Source organism: Streptomyces sp. ISL-98, assembly GCF_018614055.1.
GTDB lineage: Bacteria > Actinomycetota > Actinomycetes > Streptomycetales > Streptomycetaceae > Streptomyces > Streptomyces spiramyceticus.
On record NZ_JAGGPB010000084.1, the window covers coordinates 1 to 15,543 of the forward strand.

Genomic DNA, 15,543 nt, shown 5'->3' on the forward strand with positions numbered 1-15,543 from the left:
TGATTTACGGGACAGGCCTTAGCATTATCGCTCTTGTCGCGAGTCTCGGTAAATGTGTTTTGTGGAATGTGTGGGACGGGGAGGTTGAGCGTCGACGAACCCGCCACAAGACGGGTGCATCAAAGGGGAGTTGGACATCTCGGCGTCCCAGACCTCTGAGGGGCACAAGGGGGGGAATCCCGTTGATCACCTGCCGGTGGCCCCGCCATCGGCCGCACCGATTGTTGCTGACCGGCAGCAGCGGCTTCAGCACGGCCCACTCGCCGTCGGTCAGATCCCCCCTGCTGAGCATGACCTGAATAACAGATCGTCTGCTCGAGAAGACACTGCTAGGCCCGGGAGCCCGTCTGCAGGACGGCGAACAGCCCCCGGGCCCGGGTGCCATCCAGCATGCGCCAGGAACCGGAGATGTGGCCGGTCGCTCCCTGCGGAAGGAACGGCGGGCCATCTTGGGCGGGCCGTAGGGCCCGGTGCAAGCGGAGGATTGTGCCATGCGGGACAGTCAGCTTGGTGCCCTCGTGGTCGTCGGTAGCAGTGGTGGTGAAGGCCGCCGAGGTCGAGCCTTCACCGTTGTAGGAGCAGGTGACTTCCCGGTCGGGGGTGTCGCTGGTGTTCTGGTCCTGGGCCTGGACCCGGCCCTCGATCAGGGCAAGCAACTGGGCGACCAGCACCGGGTCGTGGCAGCCGTCGTAGGCCCAGCGCCGCCCCAGCACCCCGTGCTCCATGGTGCCGACGAGGGCGTGCTCTGCCCCGTCGAGCGGGGCGCCGCGATAGGTGAGCGGAACCAGGTAGGTGGTCGGGTGAGGGCCGGAGGTGTCGGTGACCACGATGAGCTCGATCCCCACCTCACCCTGCGGGTCGTCCAGTCGGAAGCCGCCGGACTTGGCCAACTCTGGCTCGCCTGCGCTGCCGCAGTACCACGGGCGGGAGGGGAGCCAGGAGGTGAGCAGTTCCAGCTTGGTCGGTTTAAGGGCGGTGTGGTGGATGACGGCCATGCCAAAAGATCTCTTTCGTTGAGCGAATGCGGGGCCCTCACACCCTCCCACCTGTGCGGCGCCAACAGAGTGGTGCGGCCGGACATGATCGACGAGACAGGCCCCTAGACCGAGTGGGCCCGGGACCCTCCCATCGCCTCAAGGGAATGGGAGGGCCCCGTTCTGTGCCGGTCTCTGTGCCGGGTCTTACGACGCGCGGCGGCGGCGCACCGCGAAGTAGAGGGTGCCACCCGCCACCAGCGCCGCGGCTCCCGCGCCCGCGATGGGCAGGGTGCTGTCCGAGCCGGTGGCGGCCAGGTCGCCGCCGTCCGTCGAGGCGCCCGAGCCACCGGTGGACGAGGAGGAACCGCCGGCCGACGACGACGCGGAGCCGGAGCTGCCGCCGGACGACGACTCCGAACCACCACCGGACGAGGAAGTGGAGCCGCCCGTGGACGAGGAGCCGGAGCCGCCGGTGGACGAGGAGCCCCCCGTGGAGGAGGATCCGGAACCGCCGCTGGTAGTCCCCGACGCGGCGTTGAGCACGATCTCCGCCGTGTTGTTCGCCAGGTATTTGTCGAAGGGCGTCTCGGCCTTGACGAACGACGCCGTGCCCGTCGCACCCGGGACGACCTTGTCGATCTTCAGGCGGAAGCGGTAGGGCCAGGCGCTCTTCTCACTCACCCAGCCCATCTGGTTCATGCACGCGTACTCGCCCGCCTTCACCTTCTTGCACGGGCGCGGCGCCTCCGTCACGGTCGTACCGGCCGGAATCCGAACCTTGATCGTCAGAGCCCCAGTGCTCACCACCCGGTTCATGTTGACCCAGGCCGGGCCCTTGTTGGCGAACTGGAACGAGGCGGTGATCGTCTCGCCGGCCTTGCCCTTCAGCTTGCCACCGGTCAGCGAGAAGTCGGCCGTGTTGTCGGCGGTCACGAGCGGGTGCGTCGACGCACTGCTGTAGTCCTCGTCGGAGCCCGGGTCGGCCGCCTTCCGCTCGACCAGCTTGAGCGCCGGCCCTGTGCCCTGCACCGGTTCGCCGGTCCCGTCGGAGTCCGACCAGCCCGGATCCTCAAGGTAGACCGACACGCTCAACCTCTCGTACAACGCCCTGTCCTGGACGTTGAACTGCGGCGCCTTCTCGGGCACGTACACCACACCGGGCTCCAGCGCCTGTTCCACGGCACAGATGGCGTCGTACGCGTCCGGCATCTCGTCGTAGCCGCCAGACTCCGCGTATGTGCAGTTGGAGTGCTGCTTGGCGAAGTCCAGCCCCGCCGAGCCGCGGAGGTACACCCAGACGCGCTCGGCCCGCTCAGTGCCCTTGTTCTTCAACGCGAGCGGTATCTCCGGGCTGCTTCCGGGCTTCACCCCTGTTATCGGAGCGAGCTTCCCTACGGCCATGTCCGGCCCGGCCTCGTCCGCGAGGGCGGGGGCGGCCGCCAGCGCGACCAGGGCAGCGGCACCGGCCGCGCCGACTCCACCGCGCAGCGAGCGACGGCCGGCAAGGGCGTTCTTCATACGGGTCCCTCTGTGTGACATGTAGGCGAACATAAAGCGTCTGCCGGAAAGCAGTTGCGAGAAGCCAGACCTCTGGCGAGACCGGAGGGTTGTACGGAAGATCACTCCGACTCGGGTGCCTTCTGCGCCGACTGCACCGATGACCCGGGTGATCTGTCTCCGCTGGAGAAGAAGATCGCCGGCCTCCCGCCGCGGCGGGAGCGGAAGATGGAGCGGATCTGGACCCCGGCGAGGAGTCCAGCGAAGAACAACATGCAGCGTACGAGAAGGCCGGCGTGACGATCGTAACTCGGTGATCACGGTTGGCTGGTGCGGAAGGCGATCATGGTGCGGTGCGGGTGCTCTCGGCGTCCCGGACGAAGTGGATCGCATCGTTCACGGGTCTGCAGCCTGGGGTGTTCCGCAAGTTGGTGCGGGTGGTGGCCGAGCGCGGGGTGATGCGAGCACTCTTGATGCTTCTCGGTGCGCACGGGCATCCGCTCGTCAGGTGCCGTCAGCGTTGGTCCCGTCGAGCTTGCAGATTGCCGCGGTGGTTTCGACGCCTTCGTCGTGCAGCAGATGGCGCATGCGGGAGATGTCGACGCAGGCGGCGTCGAGGGGATGCATGACCAGGCGCGAGAGCGCGGTCCCGTACTTGGCCATCGAGCTCTTGCCCGGGATGAATATCGACAGTTCGTCCCGAGCCTCGAAGGTCTGCACCTCGACGTCGCCGGGCAGAGCGGCGACCGCTTTCTCGTCCGCCGTGACGGGGACCTTCACCAGCCAGCACGGCCCCTCGCCGGTGAGGATCTGCCTCTTCTGCTCCGGGGTCTCGGCTGCCAAGGCTCGCCAAGGGGTCCCCGACACAACGGCTCCGCACGACGCCACGGCCTTGACCACCTCCTGAACGGTGGCGGTGACGGCGGCATCGGCTTCGTCCCAGTCGAACTCGTTAGGCCCAGCCGTCGGGCCGGGTACCAGCTTCGACACCACTGTCATCTCGGGTGCGTGACGCAGGCGCGCCTGCGGCCACGAGTTGAAGAACTCGTGAGCTTCGCTGATCGCCTCGTCCTGGGCCTGCCGCTGGAGCTGTACTTCCGTACTGTGCTGCTGCAGCAGGGCGGGTGCCGCGTCCGGCTCGTCGAGAGCACGCCGGACGAGCTTGACGCTCATCCCCGTGCCGCGTAGGACGGTGATCAGCATGGCCTGTTCGACCTGCTCAAACGTGTACGAGCGGTAGCCGGTCTGCTCGTTGACGTCGGCCGGGAGGAGCAAACCCTCGGAGTGGTAGAACCGCAGCGTCTGCGGCGGCAGATTGCACATTTCACTGAATTCGCTGATGGACAACATGGCGCCATGTTCCCCCTTGCAGCAACTACAAGGTCAAGCGCCGAGGCTGTGTGGCGCAGCGAGCAGCCAAGTGTCCGGTGGGGGCACTGGACACAAACACGCGTGGCCGTGTGATTTCCGGGGTTACGCCGCGCGATCCGCCGGCACCGTCGTCACTCACTACAGCTGAGGTGGATCTTGCAGGTCAGTCCACCCCGTGAACGGCCCAGGGCCCCGTAGGTTCGGTGCCGGATCGGTCTACGGCGTTTCGGTGGAGCGGCCCGCACCGGACCCCTCATCGACTTCGACGTCCGTATCTACGCGATGGAAGCGGGCGATGTGGACGGCGACGGCACAACCGACCTGGTGGTCAGCAGCGGTTCGTGGGACTCGGACGACGGGGGGGACGATCCCGCCGCCCCATCTGCAACTGCTGAAAGGCACTGAGGACGGCCTGGTGACAGGGCGGTTCATCGCCAACCCCGACACCGTGTCCGCGGACAGCGTCGCCATCGGCGACATCGACGACGACGGTCGGCAGGATGTCGTCTTCGGTCGCAGCACTGCGGCAGGCGGCGGTCTCGTGGGCGTGGTGCGGGGCACGGCGGACGGGCTCGCGCCGCGGGCCACACTGATCGGTCAGAACACTCCCGGCGTCCCCGGGACAGGGGAGAGCGGCGACCGCTTCGGCACCGATGTCTCTGTCGGCGACGTCACCGGCGACGGTTACGCCGACGTCGTCGCCGGTGTCCCCGGCGAGGACCTCGTCGGCCGGACCGACGCCGGCACCTTCGCCGTCCTCAGGGGGAGCGCGGCGGGTCTCGCCGGCACCGGGCCCAGGTCCTCAGCCAGAACACGGCCGGGGTGACCGGTACGGCCGAGAACGGTGACCGGTTCGGCAGCCGCACCGCTGTCGTCGGCGGGCACGTCGCCGTCTCGGCGCCGGAGGAGAACAGCGGCTCCGGGGCCGTGTGGGTCTTCCCCGGTATCACCTCCGGTGTTACCGGGACCAGGTCGGTGAACTTCGGACCGCGCACGCTCGCGGCGCCCGTGCCCGGCGCACGCTTCGGCGCCGCCTTCCATCGCTGACGTCCGCGTCGTGCCGCATCCGCGCACCACGACGGGAGAGCGTCCAGACCAGCCGCCCAGTGCACCTCATCAACCGTGACGTCCCCACCCATGCCCAGATCAATGGGCAGCCGGACCGTGCCGGTCACAGCATCTGCGGCGCAGTATTGGGCAAGTTTCCAGCACTGGGGCGTGTCTCTTCGATCAGGAAACGTCGGAGCACCTGACTTGATAGGCAAGCTGCCACTTGCCTATGGTGTTGGTTATGGCGGACGATGTATTCAAGGCACTGGCCGACCCCACCCGTCGGCGCATCCTTGATGAGCTGGTGGAACGGGACGGCCAGACCCTGTTCGAGATTTGCACACGGCTGGTGACCAAACACGGTCTGGGGCTGTCCCGCCAGGCGATCAGCCAGCATCTGGCCGTACTGGAATCCGCGGGTCTGGTTCTTTCGCGGCGCCAGGGCCGCTACAAGTTCCACGATCTGAACACCGAACCCCTTGAGCGCATCGTGACCCGATGGCTCAGGCCCGATGCACCGGAGAGCGCCCTATGAAGATCCACCTGTCCAGTGTTTTCGTCGATGACCAGGACAAGGCCCTGCGCTTCTATACCGACGTGCTGGGCTTCGTGAAGAAGCACGACGTCCCGCTGGGCGAGGACCGGTGGCTGACCGTGGTCTCGCCGGAAGATCCCGACGGGACCGAACTGCTGCTGGAGCCCTCCGGCCATCCCGCGGTGCAGCCGTACAAGACCGCGCTGGTCCAAGACGGCATCCCGGCCACCTCCTTCGCCGTGGACGACGTACATGCGGAGTTCAACCGGCTGCGTGAGCTCGGGGTGCTATTCACCCAGGAGCCGCTGGAGATGGGCCCGGTCACCACTGCGGTTTTGGACGACACCTGCGGCAACCTGATCCAGATCGTGCACAGCAAGTAAGGCCCCGGCGCAGGCGCCAGCCGTTCCAAAGCCTCGGTGCCGTACCGGCTGCTCGTGTCGTCTGGAGCCTCTGCCCTTCAGACTTTTGAGGGGGGACCTCACGTGCGTAAGCACCTTGTCACTTCCACGGCCATCGCAGTCGGCACACTGGCCGGTCTGGCCGCCGCCCCGGCGCACGTCACCGAGTACTCATCGGCCCTGAACCGGGCGAACCGCATCACCGACCGGCCAGTAGTCCCTCCGGCAATTCGCAGGCGGCGGAGCGCGGGCCGTCGCCTCGTATGGGGAGGGGTGCCCCGTTGGTGCGCGTTGGGTTGTCTCGTCACGCCGCGCCGATGATGTGCCCGATCGCGGCGGCGACCTCGGGGTGGGTGAGGTACTCCTCGATGTTGTGCGCTCGGTCGCGAGCGTTGGCGACGGCCAGGTCGGTCAGCTCGCCCTTCCAGCTGCCGCCGAGCGGGCATCCGATGGCGACGGCGTCGGTCGGGCACCAGGCGTTGACCCAGCGGGACATCCGTTCGGGACGCTTGGGACCGCCGAGGAGGAGCCGGCGGTGAACGGTGTCCAGCCCGAGGGGGCTACCGGCTGTGACGAGCAGGGCGATGTCCACCTCCGGCGCGAGCCGGGTGATGAGGTCCATGCCGACGACGGTGCCGAGGCTGTGGGTGACGAGGACGAGCTCGCCGGAGGTGGGCATCGAGGCGAGCACGGTGTCCAGGACCGCGTCCCGGACCTCCGGATCGTCGAGGTACGCGGCGACGTCACGGAGAACCGTGGCGATGACCCACTCGTCCACGTCCGTCTTGGCGGCCAGCCAGCTCAGTTGCCGTTGCAGCACCCCGACCACCGAGCCGCCGAACCGCTCGGTTGCCAGCTCACTCTCACGCGGCATTCCTGCGTTCGCCGCCGCCTCGGCGATGAGCTGCTCGTAGGTGCCTCTGGCCGGACCGGCGGGCGCGCACGCCTCCGCCACCAGGCCGGCCGTCATCTCCACGAACGGGCGGGGGACGGCTTCTTGTTGGTGGACACCCCGCACCAGTGTGTCGCCGTAGTACGGGAACCAGGCGTCCGCCGGGTCGATCGGTGCGATCCCGGCACGTGTGAGCCCGTGGTTGAGCCCGGCGGACCAGTCCCGACGGAGCTTCTCGGGGTCCTTGCCCTGCTGGCTCCTGCCGTGCAGGAAGACGAGGTGCCGGCTACCGCCGAAGGCGGTTTCCCTGGGGCGGAGGCCGGCGCGTGCGACGGTGGTCTCGCGCGCGGGTCGCGGTGCGGCGGTGGCAGGGATGGCGCCCACTGACGGCAGGGGGGCCGTTTGCGGCGCCGCGCCGGCCTCCTGGAGGCCCGAGTCCGGGCCCATTTCGGCCAGCAGAGCGCGTCGCGCCGGATCGAGCGGCACAGTGGCGAGGTGTTTGAGGATGGAGCTGATGCGTACGCCTTCGTTGGCCACCCATGCGGTGGCGTCGTCACCGTCGCCGGGCTGCCACACCTTGCCGTCCTTGCGCAGAGTGCGGCCCTGCTCGTCCTTCTCCGGCACACCGCTGTGGTGCAACGCCACCACTTCCCACTGGTCGTTGAAGACTGGTGAGCCGGAACTTCCCGGCTCGGTGTCGGTCCTGTAGTGCAGGAAGTCGTCCAGTCGGACCTGAAGTGCGTTGTCGCGGACGGCGATCTCCTTGAGGCGGCCCATGGGGTGGCCGATGACATTCACCGGCTCGCCGATGACCAGCTTGCCGAGCTGGGCGCTGAGCCGGTTCCACCCGAACACGTCTCCCGGCGGTTGGTTGTCACTGGCGGGGCGGACCAGCACCAGGGCGACGTCGAGCCGCTCGTCCGCGACGAAGAAGGCGCCGGGATCGAGTTCCAGTCGGGTCGACACACCGGGGGTGTTGTCGATGGTGACCTGGGCGTCGAACTCGAGGAAACACTGCTGCGCGGATGCTGCGTCGGGCAGGACGTGGTGGTTGGTCATCAGCAGGCGGGGCGAGACCAGGAAGCCGGTGCCGATCGGCAGCTCACGGCCGTTCTCCCGGGCCGAGATCCGGGCGACGGTGCACGCCGCGCGTGCGCCGCGCGGCAGGAAGCTCCATGCCTGCAGCTCCTTGGACAGGCCGAGGATGCGTTCGTACGCGGCGGGCGCGGTCAGCTGCTCCTCACGGATGCTCTCCACCGCCGCCGCGGCGGACACCGCTTGCCGATCGAGCAGCCGTGCGGCGCGGACGGCGATCGCTTCCGGTGAGTCCGGGAAGTTCACCCCGGCGTCCAACTGCCGCTCTACGTTGTGACGCTCGGTGCTCGTCCGCCGATACCGCTCGGCTGCGGCCTCGGCCTGCTTCAGCCGTTCTGCGCGTGGGCTGCCCGTCACTGCCATGCCTGACCCTCCGGTCCTGTCCCGGGGATGTACCTGCCTTCTCCAGCAGGCGACTGCTGGACGTGCAGCGCAACAGGGAGAGGTGCAATCGGGTTGCGGACCGTGTGGTCGCGCCTCCGCGGATCAGGCCCCGCCGAAGCCGGCGCACCCGGGGCCGAAGCCGGCGCACCCGGGCGGGAAGCGCCGTGCGTTCAGCACACGAAGTCCGCGCTATTGGCCCAGAAGGTCAGGTGCGACCAGGTCTGGGCTCCGATGATGCCGTCGACCGTGATCTCCGCGCACTTCTGGAATTTCCGTGTCGCGGCATCGGTGACCGGCCCGAAGATTCCATCCTCGGCGAGTCGTTGATCCCTGAGCGAATTGTTCAGGTAGCACTGCGCCTGTTTTACCGCTGCACCTGACGAGCCGCGCTTGACCGTTGGCCGGGACTTGGTGTGGTTGCAGATCTCAGTGCCCACTCGGAGCCTCCTCTAATACCTACGCGTGACTCTAATACCTACGCGTAGACCTCGCTCGAGGGGACCCGGAGCTTGGTCCACGACTTTTCTCCAGGCCAGCCGTCCGCGTCCGTGCCCCTGTACCCGAGCTTGCGCTGCCACATGGCGTAGGAGTCACGGTGCTGCGGGTTCCATTGGGACGGTGGGCCACCCGGACCGTATTCCGAACACCCCTCTTCGATCAGGCGAACTCCCATCATGCTGATGATGGGGCTGTTCGGTTGGCTCTTGAACCACCCGGCTCCCGGGAAGGGAATGTAGCCGGACTGGTCCTGCCTCACGATCAGCCGTTGGCCGACCTTGATTTTGTTCGGGTCTGGAATGTTGTTCCACGCCTGAAGCTGCTCGACCGTGGTACCGAACCTTTGGGCAAGTTCGTACAACGTGTCGCCTGTCTCGACTATGTAGTACGCGCCTTCTGTTCCCATATTTTTATGTTAGGCGTATCCATCGTCGCGTGCATGTGGAGGATCCGGAGGCTCCAATGGACAACGATGTGCAGAAGACCCGTGCCTGGGCAGGCCTTTTGGCGTCCTCATCGGCGACGGGGTGATCTGGGTCGCCGCGATCTGGGGAGTTACCGGGGCAAGGGCATCGATGCGGCCTTCGGACCCGGACACCACGAAAACGGGTGATTGACCAGGTGACATTTGAATTGGCGACCACGGTCACGCGAGAAGAGGGCCTCGAGAGGAAATTGTAGAAACCGGTGCACACAATGGAAGGGAGAACCTGAGAACCACGGAGGCGTTCATGACCACCGCAGAGTACATTTCCGAGGCGGAAACAGATTACCTGGCACAGCTGGAGGAAGCCGGGAAGCGCTTCGAGAGCCGTACCGCACAGCGCGAGGAAACCCGCCGGACCATCGACCGCCGGGGCGTGCTTTATGCCGACGAGCCGGATCGGGTCAAGAAGCGACTGGCGCGGCTCAACGCCGACTGGTCACTCGCCAGGTCGATCGAACGGATACCGACGGAGCCCTCCACATCGACGGGAAGCACTCTCCCGCTGACACCGGAAACCTTCGGCGCCGATGTACTCGGCCTGGAACGCCTGATGGGACGGAACAATCTCACGGGAGTGGCATTCCTGGAGGGAGGGTATCTGGCTGCCCGGTCGATCGGACGGGTAACCGTCAGAGCGCCGGCGGGCGGGCACCATGGCACCGGATTCATGGTGTCCCCCTCGCTCCTGATGACGAACAACCACGTGCTGCGGAGCCCTGAGGAAGCAGGCCGCGCCGTCATCGAATTCAACTTCCAGGCGGGGCTTGACGGTGTCCCCCTCGTCCCCGTGACCTTCGCACTCGAGCCCCAGAGGTTCTTCGCGACCGACCGCGACCTGGATTTCAGCGTGGTCGCTGTGGCCGGCGTCAGTCAGCAAGGGGCGCAGCTCGCCGATTTCAACTGGCTGTTCCTGGACGCGGCGCAGGGCAAGGTCATCCTCGGGGAGTTCGTCAACATCATTCAGCACCCCAACGGCGAGCCGAAACAGCTCGCGCTGCGCGAGAACCAAATCGTCGATCTGCTCGACCAGTTCGCCCACTACGCAACCGATACCGCGCCGGGCTCCTCTGGATCCCCGGTCTTCAACGACCAGTGGGAAGTTGTCGCCCTGCACCACTCGGCCGTGCCGAAGACAGACAGCGAGGGCCGTCCCCTGGCCATCGACGGAACAGTGTGGCGGCCGGGGATGGGTGAGCACCGGATGGCGTGGAAGGCCAACGAAGGGGTGCGCATCAGCCGCGTACTGCAAGCGCTGAGCCGACTCACGCTGACCGGGAACGCAGCCCGGCTGCGGGACGAGCTGTTCAAGCCACCGGCCACACCGCGACCGAGCGAGGGCGCGCTGCAGACGACAGCGGCAGCGACAGCAAGGCCGGCAGCCGATGGGTTCGCGCCGAAACCGCTGAACGGTTCGACGCAGTTGACGTCCAGCGCTGCCGTGGGCCTCACCGTGCCGCTGCGGATCACGATCGGCGTCGATCTGCCGACCCCCGAACAGCCCACCCGAGCTCAGTCCGTTGCCGGTCTGCCCTCGCTCGGAACGGTCGCTGCAGGGCAGGTGGACGGCAGCTCTGCCGCCGCTGCCGCCGAGCGGGACCTGCACGCGGCCCTGCGTAACCTGCAGCTGGGGGAGGGGCGCGTCTACTACGACGGGGACGCCAACCGCGCCGCGCGAGACGCCTACTACGCGAGCATCGACGAAAGCGTGAACGGCAACGCGCTGCGCCGTGCGCTGACCGACCTGCTGGAGGAGACCCACGAGCGCCGCCCCTCCTACGCACCTTCACGGATGCTCTACCCCTGGGTGGACCTTCACCCCGACCATCTCCTGCGCAGTGTCTACTCCGGCAAGACCTTCACCGCGGAGGAACTCATCAGGGCCGACGCCGCCGCTGAGGCGGCCCGGCTCAAGGGTCTGCAGGAGTTCCTGCTGCGCGAGAGCACGGCGGGCTCGGCCGAACTCGCCGCGGAGCTGGACGCCCTGGAGGCGTCGCTGCCCTTCAACTGCGAGCATGTCGTCCCGCAGTCCTGGTTCGCCAAGCGGGAGCCCATGCGGGGTGACCTGCACCATCTGTTCGCCTGCGAACCGGAATGCAACAGCTTCCGCGGGAACATCCCGTACATCGACTTCCCCGGCTTCGACGAGGTCGTACGGGAGGACTGCGGCATGCGCGAGAAGGCTGGCTTCGAGCCCGAACACAGCAGGGGGGCCGTCGCCAGAGCCACCCTGTACTTCCTGTTGCGGTACCCCAAGACCGTCGGTGACACGGCGCAGGAGTTCCCCGAAGAACGGCTGCCCGTCCTCCTGGACTGGCACGAGAACGAGCCCGTGACCGAGTACGAGTTGCATCGCAACGCAGCCATCGCCGAGATACAGGGGAACCGCAATCCTCTGATAGACCACCCGGAGTGGGCTCGGAACATCGACTTCTCCGGTGTCTGGTCATGAGCAGAGCTGTCACGGTCCCCTCGGCAAGTCGCGGTACGGAGGCGCGTCGTCTGTGTGGCCGGCCCCAGGGTGATCAGCTCGTGGGCGACGGTCGACGAACCTGCTGCGTGGGCGCGCGTGAGTGCTTCTGCCTTCGTCCTTCGGAAGAGGCGGCTGTGCCGGCGCGGACCGGATGCGGGGCTGGCGCTCAAGCGGTCGTCGCCGCGGCTCGGGGCACTGGCCCCAGCGCGCGATCCCCACAGTGATGGAGACGCCGCTCACTCACCCGGGCGAAACGCGCCCGAACCCGGCGTGTCGCCCCAGCCGGCCCACCACCGTGAAGTACCCAGCACACCACACGAACGGGGGACCTCGCCTGGCAGGTTTCGCCAGGTGAAGCGCTCAGTTGTCCGGTGCGGGTGTTAGCGGCGGGGCCGGTGCGGCCCGCCCCGGTGTCAAGCGCGCCGCGCGGGTCAGAAGGGCTTGGTCGGCAGGTACTTGCCGTCCAGGGTGATGACGGCGCGCTCGCCGCCCTCGGGGTCGGCGACCTTCCTCACGTCCAGCTTGAAGTTGATCGCGGAGATGATGCCGTCACCGAACTGCTCGTGGACCAGCGCCTTGAGCGTGGTGCCGTAGACCTGGAGCATCTCGTAAAAGCGGTAGATGGTCGGGTCAGTGGGGATGCCGCCGGGGATCGAGCCGCGGGTGGGGATCGTCTGCAGCAGCATCGCCGCGTCCTCGTCCAGCCCCAGCAGCTCGGCGACGGCCTTCGCGGACGCTTCGGGGAGGGCGTGCTGGCCGAGGACGGCGGCGGTGGTGAACGCCACCGACAAACCGGAGGCGTCGGCGATCTGCTGCCAGGTGAGGTTCTTGCGGGTCTTGGCCGCCACGGCCTGAGCCGCCAGGGCCTGGCGGGCGTGGGGGGCGAACTGGGCATGCACCATGAGAGGGCTCCTTTTCCGGGGGGTGCCGGTCCGCGTGGGAAGAAGCGGAATGGCAGGTTCTTGGGGGCCCGAATGCCGCGCTGCGGGCGGGACCGTGTCAAGAGCTCGGCGGCAGGCGCCGGGGCGGGTGGGTTCTGGGCCTCGGTCAGGATGCGAGGGCGGTGCCCGTGCTGGTGGCATCGAGTGCTTCGACGCGCCCGGTGGCGATGTCGAAGACCCAGCCGTGCAGCGTCACCTTCTTCTTCGAGAGAGCCCGGGTGACAGAGGGGTGGGTAGCCAGGTTCGCCAGCTGCGCGTACACGTTCTGCCGGACCAGGGCCCCTACCTTCTCCGGGCCTGCTTCCATGCCCGGCAGTACGGGCCAGGGCGGCGTCCGCGTGCCGCAGCCAGCCGTCGACCACCGGCACGCCACTGAGGTCGTGGCCTTCGGCCAGGGCGGTCATCGCTCCGCAGGCGGAGTGCCCGCAGACGACGATGCCGGATACGCCCAGCACGGCGACGGCGTACTCGATGCTCGCCGTCACCGCGTTGGCGCCGGGGGCGTAGGCGGGGACGAGGTTGCCGGCGGTGCGAATGACGAAGAGCTCACCCGGCTCGCCCTGGGTGATCAGCTCCGGTACGACACGGGCGTCCGAGCAGCCGATGAACAGCGTGTGCGGCGTGTGGTGCGCGGCCAGGTGGGCGAAGAGGTCCGCCTTGGCCGGGAAGACGTCCTGCTGGAAACGGGCGATGCCGTCGGCGAGATCGGGCATAGGGTCACTCCCTTCGGTGGCTACCAGCCTCAGTGGGCTGGTGCGATCCACTGTGCATGACCTGCATCTATAGTGTCCAAGAGCTCCTTGCCATGACTGCTATCGACGGCATCTATAGTTCTGTATATGGTCGCTCTGGAACTGCGTCACCTGCGCTATCTGCTCGCCGTGGCCGAACACGGCAACTTCACCCGCGCCGCCGAAGACCTGCACATCTCCCAGCCCACCCTGTCCCAGCAGATCAAACAGCTCGAACGCGCCCTCGGCGTGCAGCTGCTGGACCGCACCGGCCGCACCGTGCGACTCACGGACGCCGGCGCCGTCTACACCGACCACGCCCGGCGTGCGCTGCGTGACCTGGCCGCCGCCGAACGCGCCGTCCACGACGTGCAGGACCTCTCCCGCGGCCACCTGCGGCTGGGCGTCACCCCCACCTTCACCGCCTACCTCATCGGTCCGCTCGCCGCAGAGCTCCATGCCCGCCACCCCGGGGTCGGCCTGACCCTGGTGGAGATGGCCCAGGAACGTATCGAAGCGGGGCTGCTCGGCGACGACCTCGACCTCGGCATCGCCTTCGCCGGCTCCCACCTGCCCGGTATCACCGCCACCCCACTGTTCACCGAAGCCCTCAGCCTTGTTGCCGGGACCCACCACAGCTGGACGCCGCCGGAGCCCCTACCGGTCCGAGCCCTGGCAGACCAACAGCTGGCGTTGCTCAGCGGCGACTTCGCCACCCGCGGCCACATCGACGCCTACCTCACCGACCACCGCATCGCCCCCCGCATCGCGGTCGAGGCCAACTCCATCCAGGCCCTCACCGAAATCGTCCAACGCACCGGTCTGGCCACCGTCCTGCCCGACGCGATCACCCACGATCACCCCCACCTCACCCCCGTTTCACTGGATCCACCCCTGCCCGCCCGCAGCGTCGCCCTCCTGCAGCGCGAAGGCGCCTACCGCAGCACCGCCTCACGCGCCTTCGCTCAACTCACCCACGACCTCGTCGACACCCGCGGATACACTCCACCCCGATCGGCGTGAGGCGGCGGCCCCTCCGGCTCCTACCGGCAGCTCGGGGGTAACGCGCTGGATGCCGTCGACGAGCAGGAGGCGGGTCTGAGCGGTCTCGAGCACGTAGTTGACCGGGACCGACAGGTCCGGGTAGCGCCGCCAGGCGAGGAGATCGTCTGTGTTGCGAGGCTCGGAGTTGAGCCCGAGGAAGCGGAAGCGCTGGGTGCCTCGCTTTGAAGCGAATCGTTTCGTCTGTCACTCATACGAGTGCGGCCTGGCTGCGCGTCGTTTCCGGCTCTGTCCGAATGACCAGGCTCGTCTCACGAGGGGGTTGGGGCCGGATGGCCAAGGAAGCTGTGATGCGCCGACGGCGCGGGCGTGTGGTCATGGAGACTCCACCCCCGGCTGTCCATGGTCATCGCCGAGTCCCAGCACCGGAGCCCAGGACAGAAGCTCTGGGCAGGGCGAACGCAGGGTAGGGGCATGCACCTGACTCCACACGAACAAGAGCGCCTGATGATTCATGTGGCGGCGGATGTCGCCGAGAAGCGGCGGGCCCGGGGGGTGCGGCTCAACTACCCCGAGACGATGGCGCTGTTGATCGTGCATGTTCTTGAGGGGGCCCGGGACGGCAGGACCGTGGCCGACCTCATGTCTTCCGGGCGGAAGTTGCTGACCCGGGAGGGGGTTATGGAAGGTGTCCCGGAGATGATCGAGAACGTGCAGGTGGAGGCCACGTTCCCCGACGGCACGAAGCTGGTCACGATCCACAATCCCTTCCCTGAAGTGGGCAAGGACGAAGAGCCGATCGTCTGTCCGGGGAAGGTCGACTTCTCCCCGCAGGAGGGAGACGAGGTTGTGGTCTTCAACGAGGGCCGCAAGGTCACGAAGCTGATGGTCAAGAACCCGACCGACCGCCCCGTCCAGGTCGGTTCCCACTACCACTTCGCCGAGGCCAACGACGGGCTGGAGTTCATCCGCAAGGAGGCGTGGGGCAAGCGTCTGAACGTCCCCGCCGGCAGCTCCGTACGTTTCGAGCCCGGCATCGAGCAGGAGGTCGAGCTCGTGCCCATCGAGGGCGAGCGCGTGGTCCACGGTCTGCGCGGCAAGGTCAAGGGCTCGCTCGACAAGACCAAGGGTTCGTTCGACAAGGAGCGGGTGTGAATTCCACGGCTGAGTGCCCCGACTGTTCCTGCTGCCAGGAAGAGCCGAAGCCTTTCG

The 15,543-nt window shown here is 67.6% G+C and carries 15 protein-coding genes and 4 pseudogenes; 9 read left to right on the forward strand and 10 right to left on the reverse strand.

Annotation, left to right across the window (positions count from 1 at the left end; translation table 11 throughout):
- Positions 1-175: 175 nt before the first annotated feature.
- The 3 genes and pseudogenes from J7I98_RS41880 to J7I98_RS37630 form a co-directional block, all read right to left on the reverse strand.
- Positions 176-292: pseudogene (locus tag J7I98_RS41880) on the reverse strand (transposase); the annotation flags it as partial.
- A 37-nt stretch (positions 293-329) separates the two neighbouring features.
- Positions 330-995 carry a 1,4-alpha-glucan branching protein gene (locus J7I98_RS37625; protein WP_214929568.1) on the reverse strand — a complete coding sequence of 222 codons (666 nt, stop codon included), beginning with the start codon at positions 993-995 and terminating at the stop codon, positions 330-332.
- Positions 996-1,181: 186 nt separating this feature from the next.
- Positions 1,182-2,516 carry an LPXTG cell wall anchor domain-containing protein gene (locus tag J7I98_RS37630; protein ID WP_214929569.1) on the reverse strand — a complete coding sequence of 445 codons (1,335 nt, stop codon included), beginning with the start codon at positions 2,514-2,516 and terminating at the stop codon, positions 1,182-1,184.
- Positions 2,517-2,827: 311 nt separating this feature from the next.
- Here J7I98_RS37630 and J7I98_RS42755 point away from each other — a divergent pair.
- A pseudogene (locus tag J7I98_RS42755) lies at positions 2,828-2,929 on the forward strand (IS5/IS1182 family transposase); the annotation flags it as partial.
- 49 nt (positions 2,930-2,978) lie between these two features.
- On the opposite strand, the gene J7I98_RS37640 reads toward J7I98_RS42755, so the two are convergent.
- Together J7I98_RS37640 and J7I98_RS37645 are read right to left on the reverse strand one after the other, a co-directional pair.
- The gene (locus J7I98_RS37640) at positions 2,979-3,824 is read right to left on the reverse strand and encodes a MerR family transcriptional regulator (protein ID WP_214929570.1); all 846 of its coding nucleotides are present in this window, start codon (positions 3,822-3,824) and stop codon (positions 2,979-2,981) included.
- A 164-nt stretch (positions 3,825-3,988) separates the two neighbouring features.
- Positions 3,989-4,078, reverse strand: a pseudogene (locus J7I98_RS37645) (IS5/IS1182 family transposase); the annotation flags it as partial.
- Between the two features lie 49 nt (positions 4,079-4,127).
- Here J7I98_RS37645 and J7I98_RS43195 point away from each other — a divergent pair.
- From J7I98_RS43195 to J7I98_RS37665, 5 genes are all read left to right on the forward strand, one after another.
- Positions 4,128-4,250: a hypothetical protein gene (locus tag J7I98_RS43195; protein WP_374225218.1), complete on the forward strand. Its 123-nt coding sequence runs from the start codon at positions 4,128-4,130 to the stop codon at positions 4,248-4,250.
- Positions 4,251-4,260: 10 nt separating this feature from the next.
- Entirely contained in the window at positions 4,261-4,671 is a 411-nt protein-coding gene (locus J7I98_RS37650; protein WP_214929571.1) for an FG-GAP repeat protein, read from the forward strand.
- Complete coding sequence (locus J7I98_RS37655) at positions 4,668-4,892, forward strand: hypothetical protein (protein ID WP_214929572.1); 225 nt, start codon at positions 4,668-4,670, stop codon at positions 4,890-4,892. Before J7I98_RS37650 ends, J7I98_RS37655 begins: the two co-directional genes overlap by 4 nt.
- Before the next feature lie 244 nt (positions 4,893-5,136).
- Entirely contained in the window at positions 5,137-5,430 is a 294-nt protein-coding gene (locus J7I98_RS37660) for a helix-turn-helix transcriptional regulator (protein ID WP_214929573.1), read from the forward strand.
- Positions 5,427-5,813 (forward strand): VOC family protein, encoded by a 387-nt coding sequence (locus tag J7I98_RS37665; RefSeq protein ID WP_214929574.1) that lies wholly within the window; start codon positions 5,427-5,429, stop codon positions 5,811-5,813. The genes J7I98_RS37660 and J7I98_RS37665 overlap by 4 nt, the downstream gene beginning before the upstream one ends.
- Before the next feature lie 322 nt (positions 5,814-6,135).
- Here J7I98_RS37665 and J7I98_RS37670 read toward each other — a convergent pair whose 3' ends face one another.
- The 3 genes from J7I98_RS37670 to J7I98_RS37680 all read right to left on the reverse strand — a co-directional run bounded on the left by J7I98_RS37670 (position 6,136) and on the right by J7I98_RS37680 (position 9,106).
- Positions 6,136-8,181, reverse strand: coding sequence for a serine protease (locus J7I98_RS37670; RefSeq protein ID WP_214929575.1), 2,046 nt, complete (start codon positions 8,179-8,181; stop codon positions 6,136-6,138).
- Between the two features lie 191 nt (positions 8,182-8,372).
- Positions 8,373-8,639, reverse strand: coding sequence for a peptidoglycan-binding protein (locus J7I98_RS37675; RefSeq protein ID WP_214929576.1), 267 nt, complete (start codon positions 8,637-8,639; stop codon positions 8,373-8,375).
- A 38-nt stretch (positions 8,640-8,677) separates the two neighbouring features.
- The gene (locus J7I98_RS37680; RefSeq protein ID WP_214929577.1) at positions 8,678-9,106 is read right to left on the reverse strand and encodes a peptidoglycan-binding protein; all 429 of its coding nucleotides are present in this window, start codon (positions 9,104-9,106) and stop codon (positions 8,678-8,680) included.
- A 325-nt stretch (positions 9,107-9,431) separates the two neighbouring features.
- Between J7I98_RS37680 and J7I98_RS37685 the strand changes: the two genes are divergently transcribed.
- Positions 9,432-11,636: an endonuclease gene (locus J7I98_RS37685; RefSeq protein ID WP_214929578.1), complete on the forward strand. Its 2,205-nt coding sequence runs from the start codon at positions 9,432-9,434 to the stop codon at positions 11,634-11,636.
- Between the two features lie 452 nt (positions 11,637-12,088).
- Here J7I98_RS37685 and cynS read toward each other — a convergent pair whose 3' ends face one another.
- Both cynS and J7I98_RS37695 read right to left on the reverse strand, forming a co-directional pair.
- The gene (cynS, locus tag J7I98_RS37690; RefSeq protein ID WP_214929579.1) at positions 12,089-12,559 is read right to left on the reverse strand and encodes a cyanase; all 471 of its coding nucleotides are present in this window, start codon (positions 12,557-12,559) and stop codon (positions 12,089-12,091) included.
- A gap of 145 nt (positions 12,560-12,704) precedes the next feature.
- Positions 12,705-13,311, reverse strand: a pseudogene (locus J7I98_RS37695) (carbonic anhydrase).
- A 126-nt stretch (positions 13,312-13,437) separates the two neighbouring features.
- On the opposite strand from J7I98_RS37695, the gene cynR reads away from it, so the two are divergent.
- Complete coding sequence (cynR, locus tag J7I98_RS37700; RefSeq protein WP_214929580.1) at positions 13,438-14,352, forward strand: transcriptional regulator CynR; 915 nt, start codon at positions 13,438-13,440, stop codon at positions 14,350-14,352.
- Between the two features lie 453 nt (positions 14,353-14,805).
- Positions 14,806-15,486 (forward strand): urease subunit gamma, encoded by a 681-nt coding sequence (locus J7I98_RS37705; RefSeq protein ID WP_214929581.1) that lies wholly within the window; start codon positions 14,806-14,808, stop codon positions 15,484-15,486.
- The last annotated feature ends 57 nt before the right edge of the window (positions 15,487-15,543 follow it).

What these genes read in the sequence shown, in the direction of transcription:
- J7I98_RS37625 (WP_214929568.1), bottom strand. Translation starts at nt 995, where the DNA reads ATGGCCGTCATCCACCACACCGCCCTTAAACCGACCAAGCTGGAACTG.
- J7I98_RS37630 (WP_214929569.1), bottom strand. Translation starts at nt 2,516, where the DNA reads ATGTCACACAGAGGGACCCGTATGAAGAACGCCCTTGCCGGCCGTCGC.
- J7I98_RS37640 (WP_214929570.1), bottom strand. Translation starts at nt 3,824, where the DNA reads ATGTTGTCCATCAGCGAATTCAGTGAAATGTGCAATCTGCCGCCGCAG.
- J7I98_RS43195 (WP_374225218.1), top strand. Translation starts at nt 4,128, where the DNA reads ATGGAAGCGGGCGATGTGGACGGCGACGGCACAACCGACCTGGTGGTC.
- J7I98_RS37660 (WP_214929573.1), top strand. Translation starts at nt 5,137, where the DNA reads ATGGCGGACGATGTATTCAAGGCACTGGCCGACCCCACCCGTCGGCGC.
- J7I98_RS37665 (WP_214929574.1), top strand. Translation starts at nt 5,427, where the DNA reads ATGAAGATCCACCTGTCCAGTGTTTTCGTCGATGACCAGGACAAGGCC.
- J7I98_RS37670 (WP_214929575.1), bottom strand. Translation starts at nt 8,181, where the DNA reads ATGGCAGTGACGGGCAGCCCACGCGCAGAACGGCTGAAGCAGGCCGAG.
- J7I98_RS37680 (WP_214929577.1), bottom strand. Translation starts at nt 9,106, where the DNA reads ATGGGAACAGAAGGCGCGTACTACATAGTCGAGACAGGCGACACGTTG.
- J7I98_RS37685 (WP_214929578.1), top strand. Translation starts at nt 9,432, where the DNA reads ATGACCACCGCAGAGTACATTTCCGAGGCGGAAACAGATTACCTGGCA.
- cynS (WP_214929579.1), bottom strand. Translation starts at nt 12,559, where the DNA reads ATGGTGCATGCCCAGTTCGCCCCCCACGCCCGCCAGGCCCTGGCGGCT.
- cynR (WP_214929580.1), top strand. Translation starts at nt 13,438, where the DNA reads ATGGTCGCTCTGGAACTGCGTCACCTGCGCTATCTGCTCGCCGTGGCC.
- J7I98_RS37705 (WP_214929581.1), top strand. Translation starts at nt 14,806, where the DNA reads ATGCACCTGACTCCACACGAACAAGAGCGCCTGATGATTCATGTGGCG.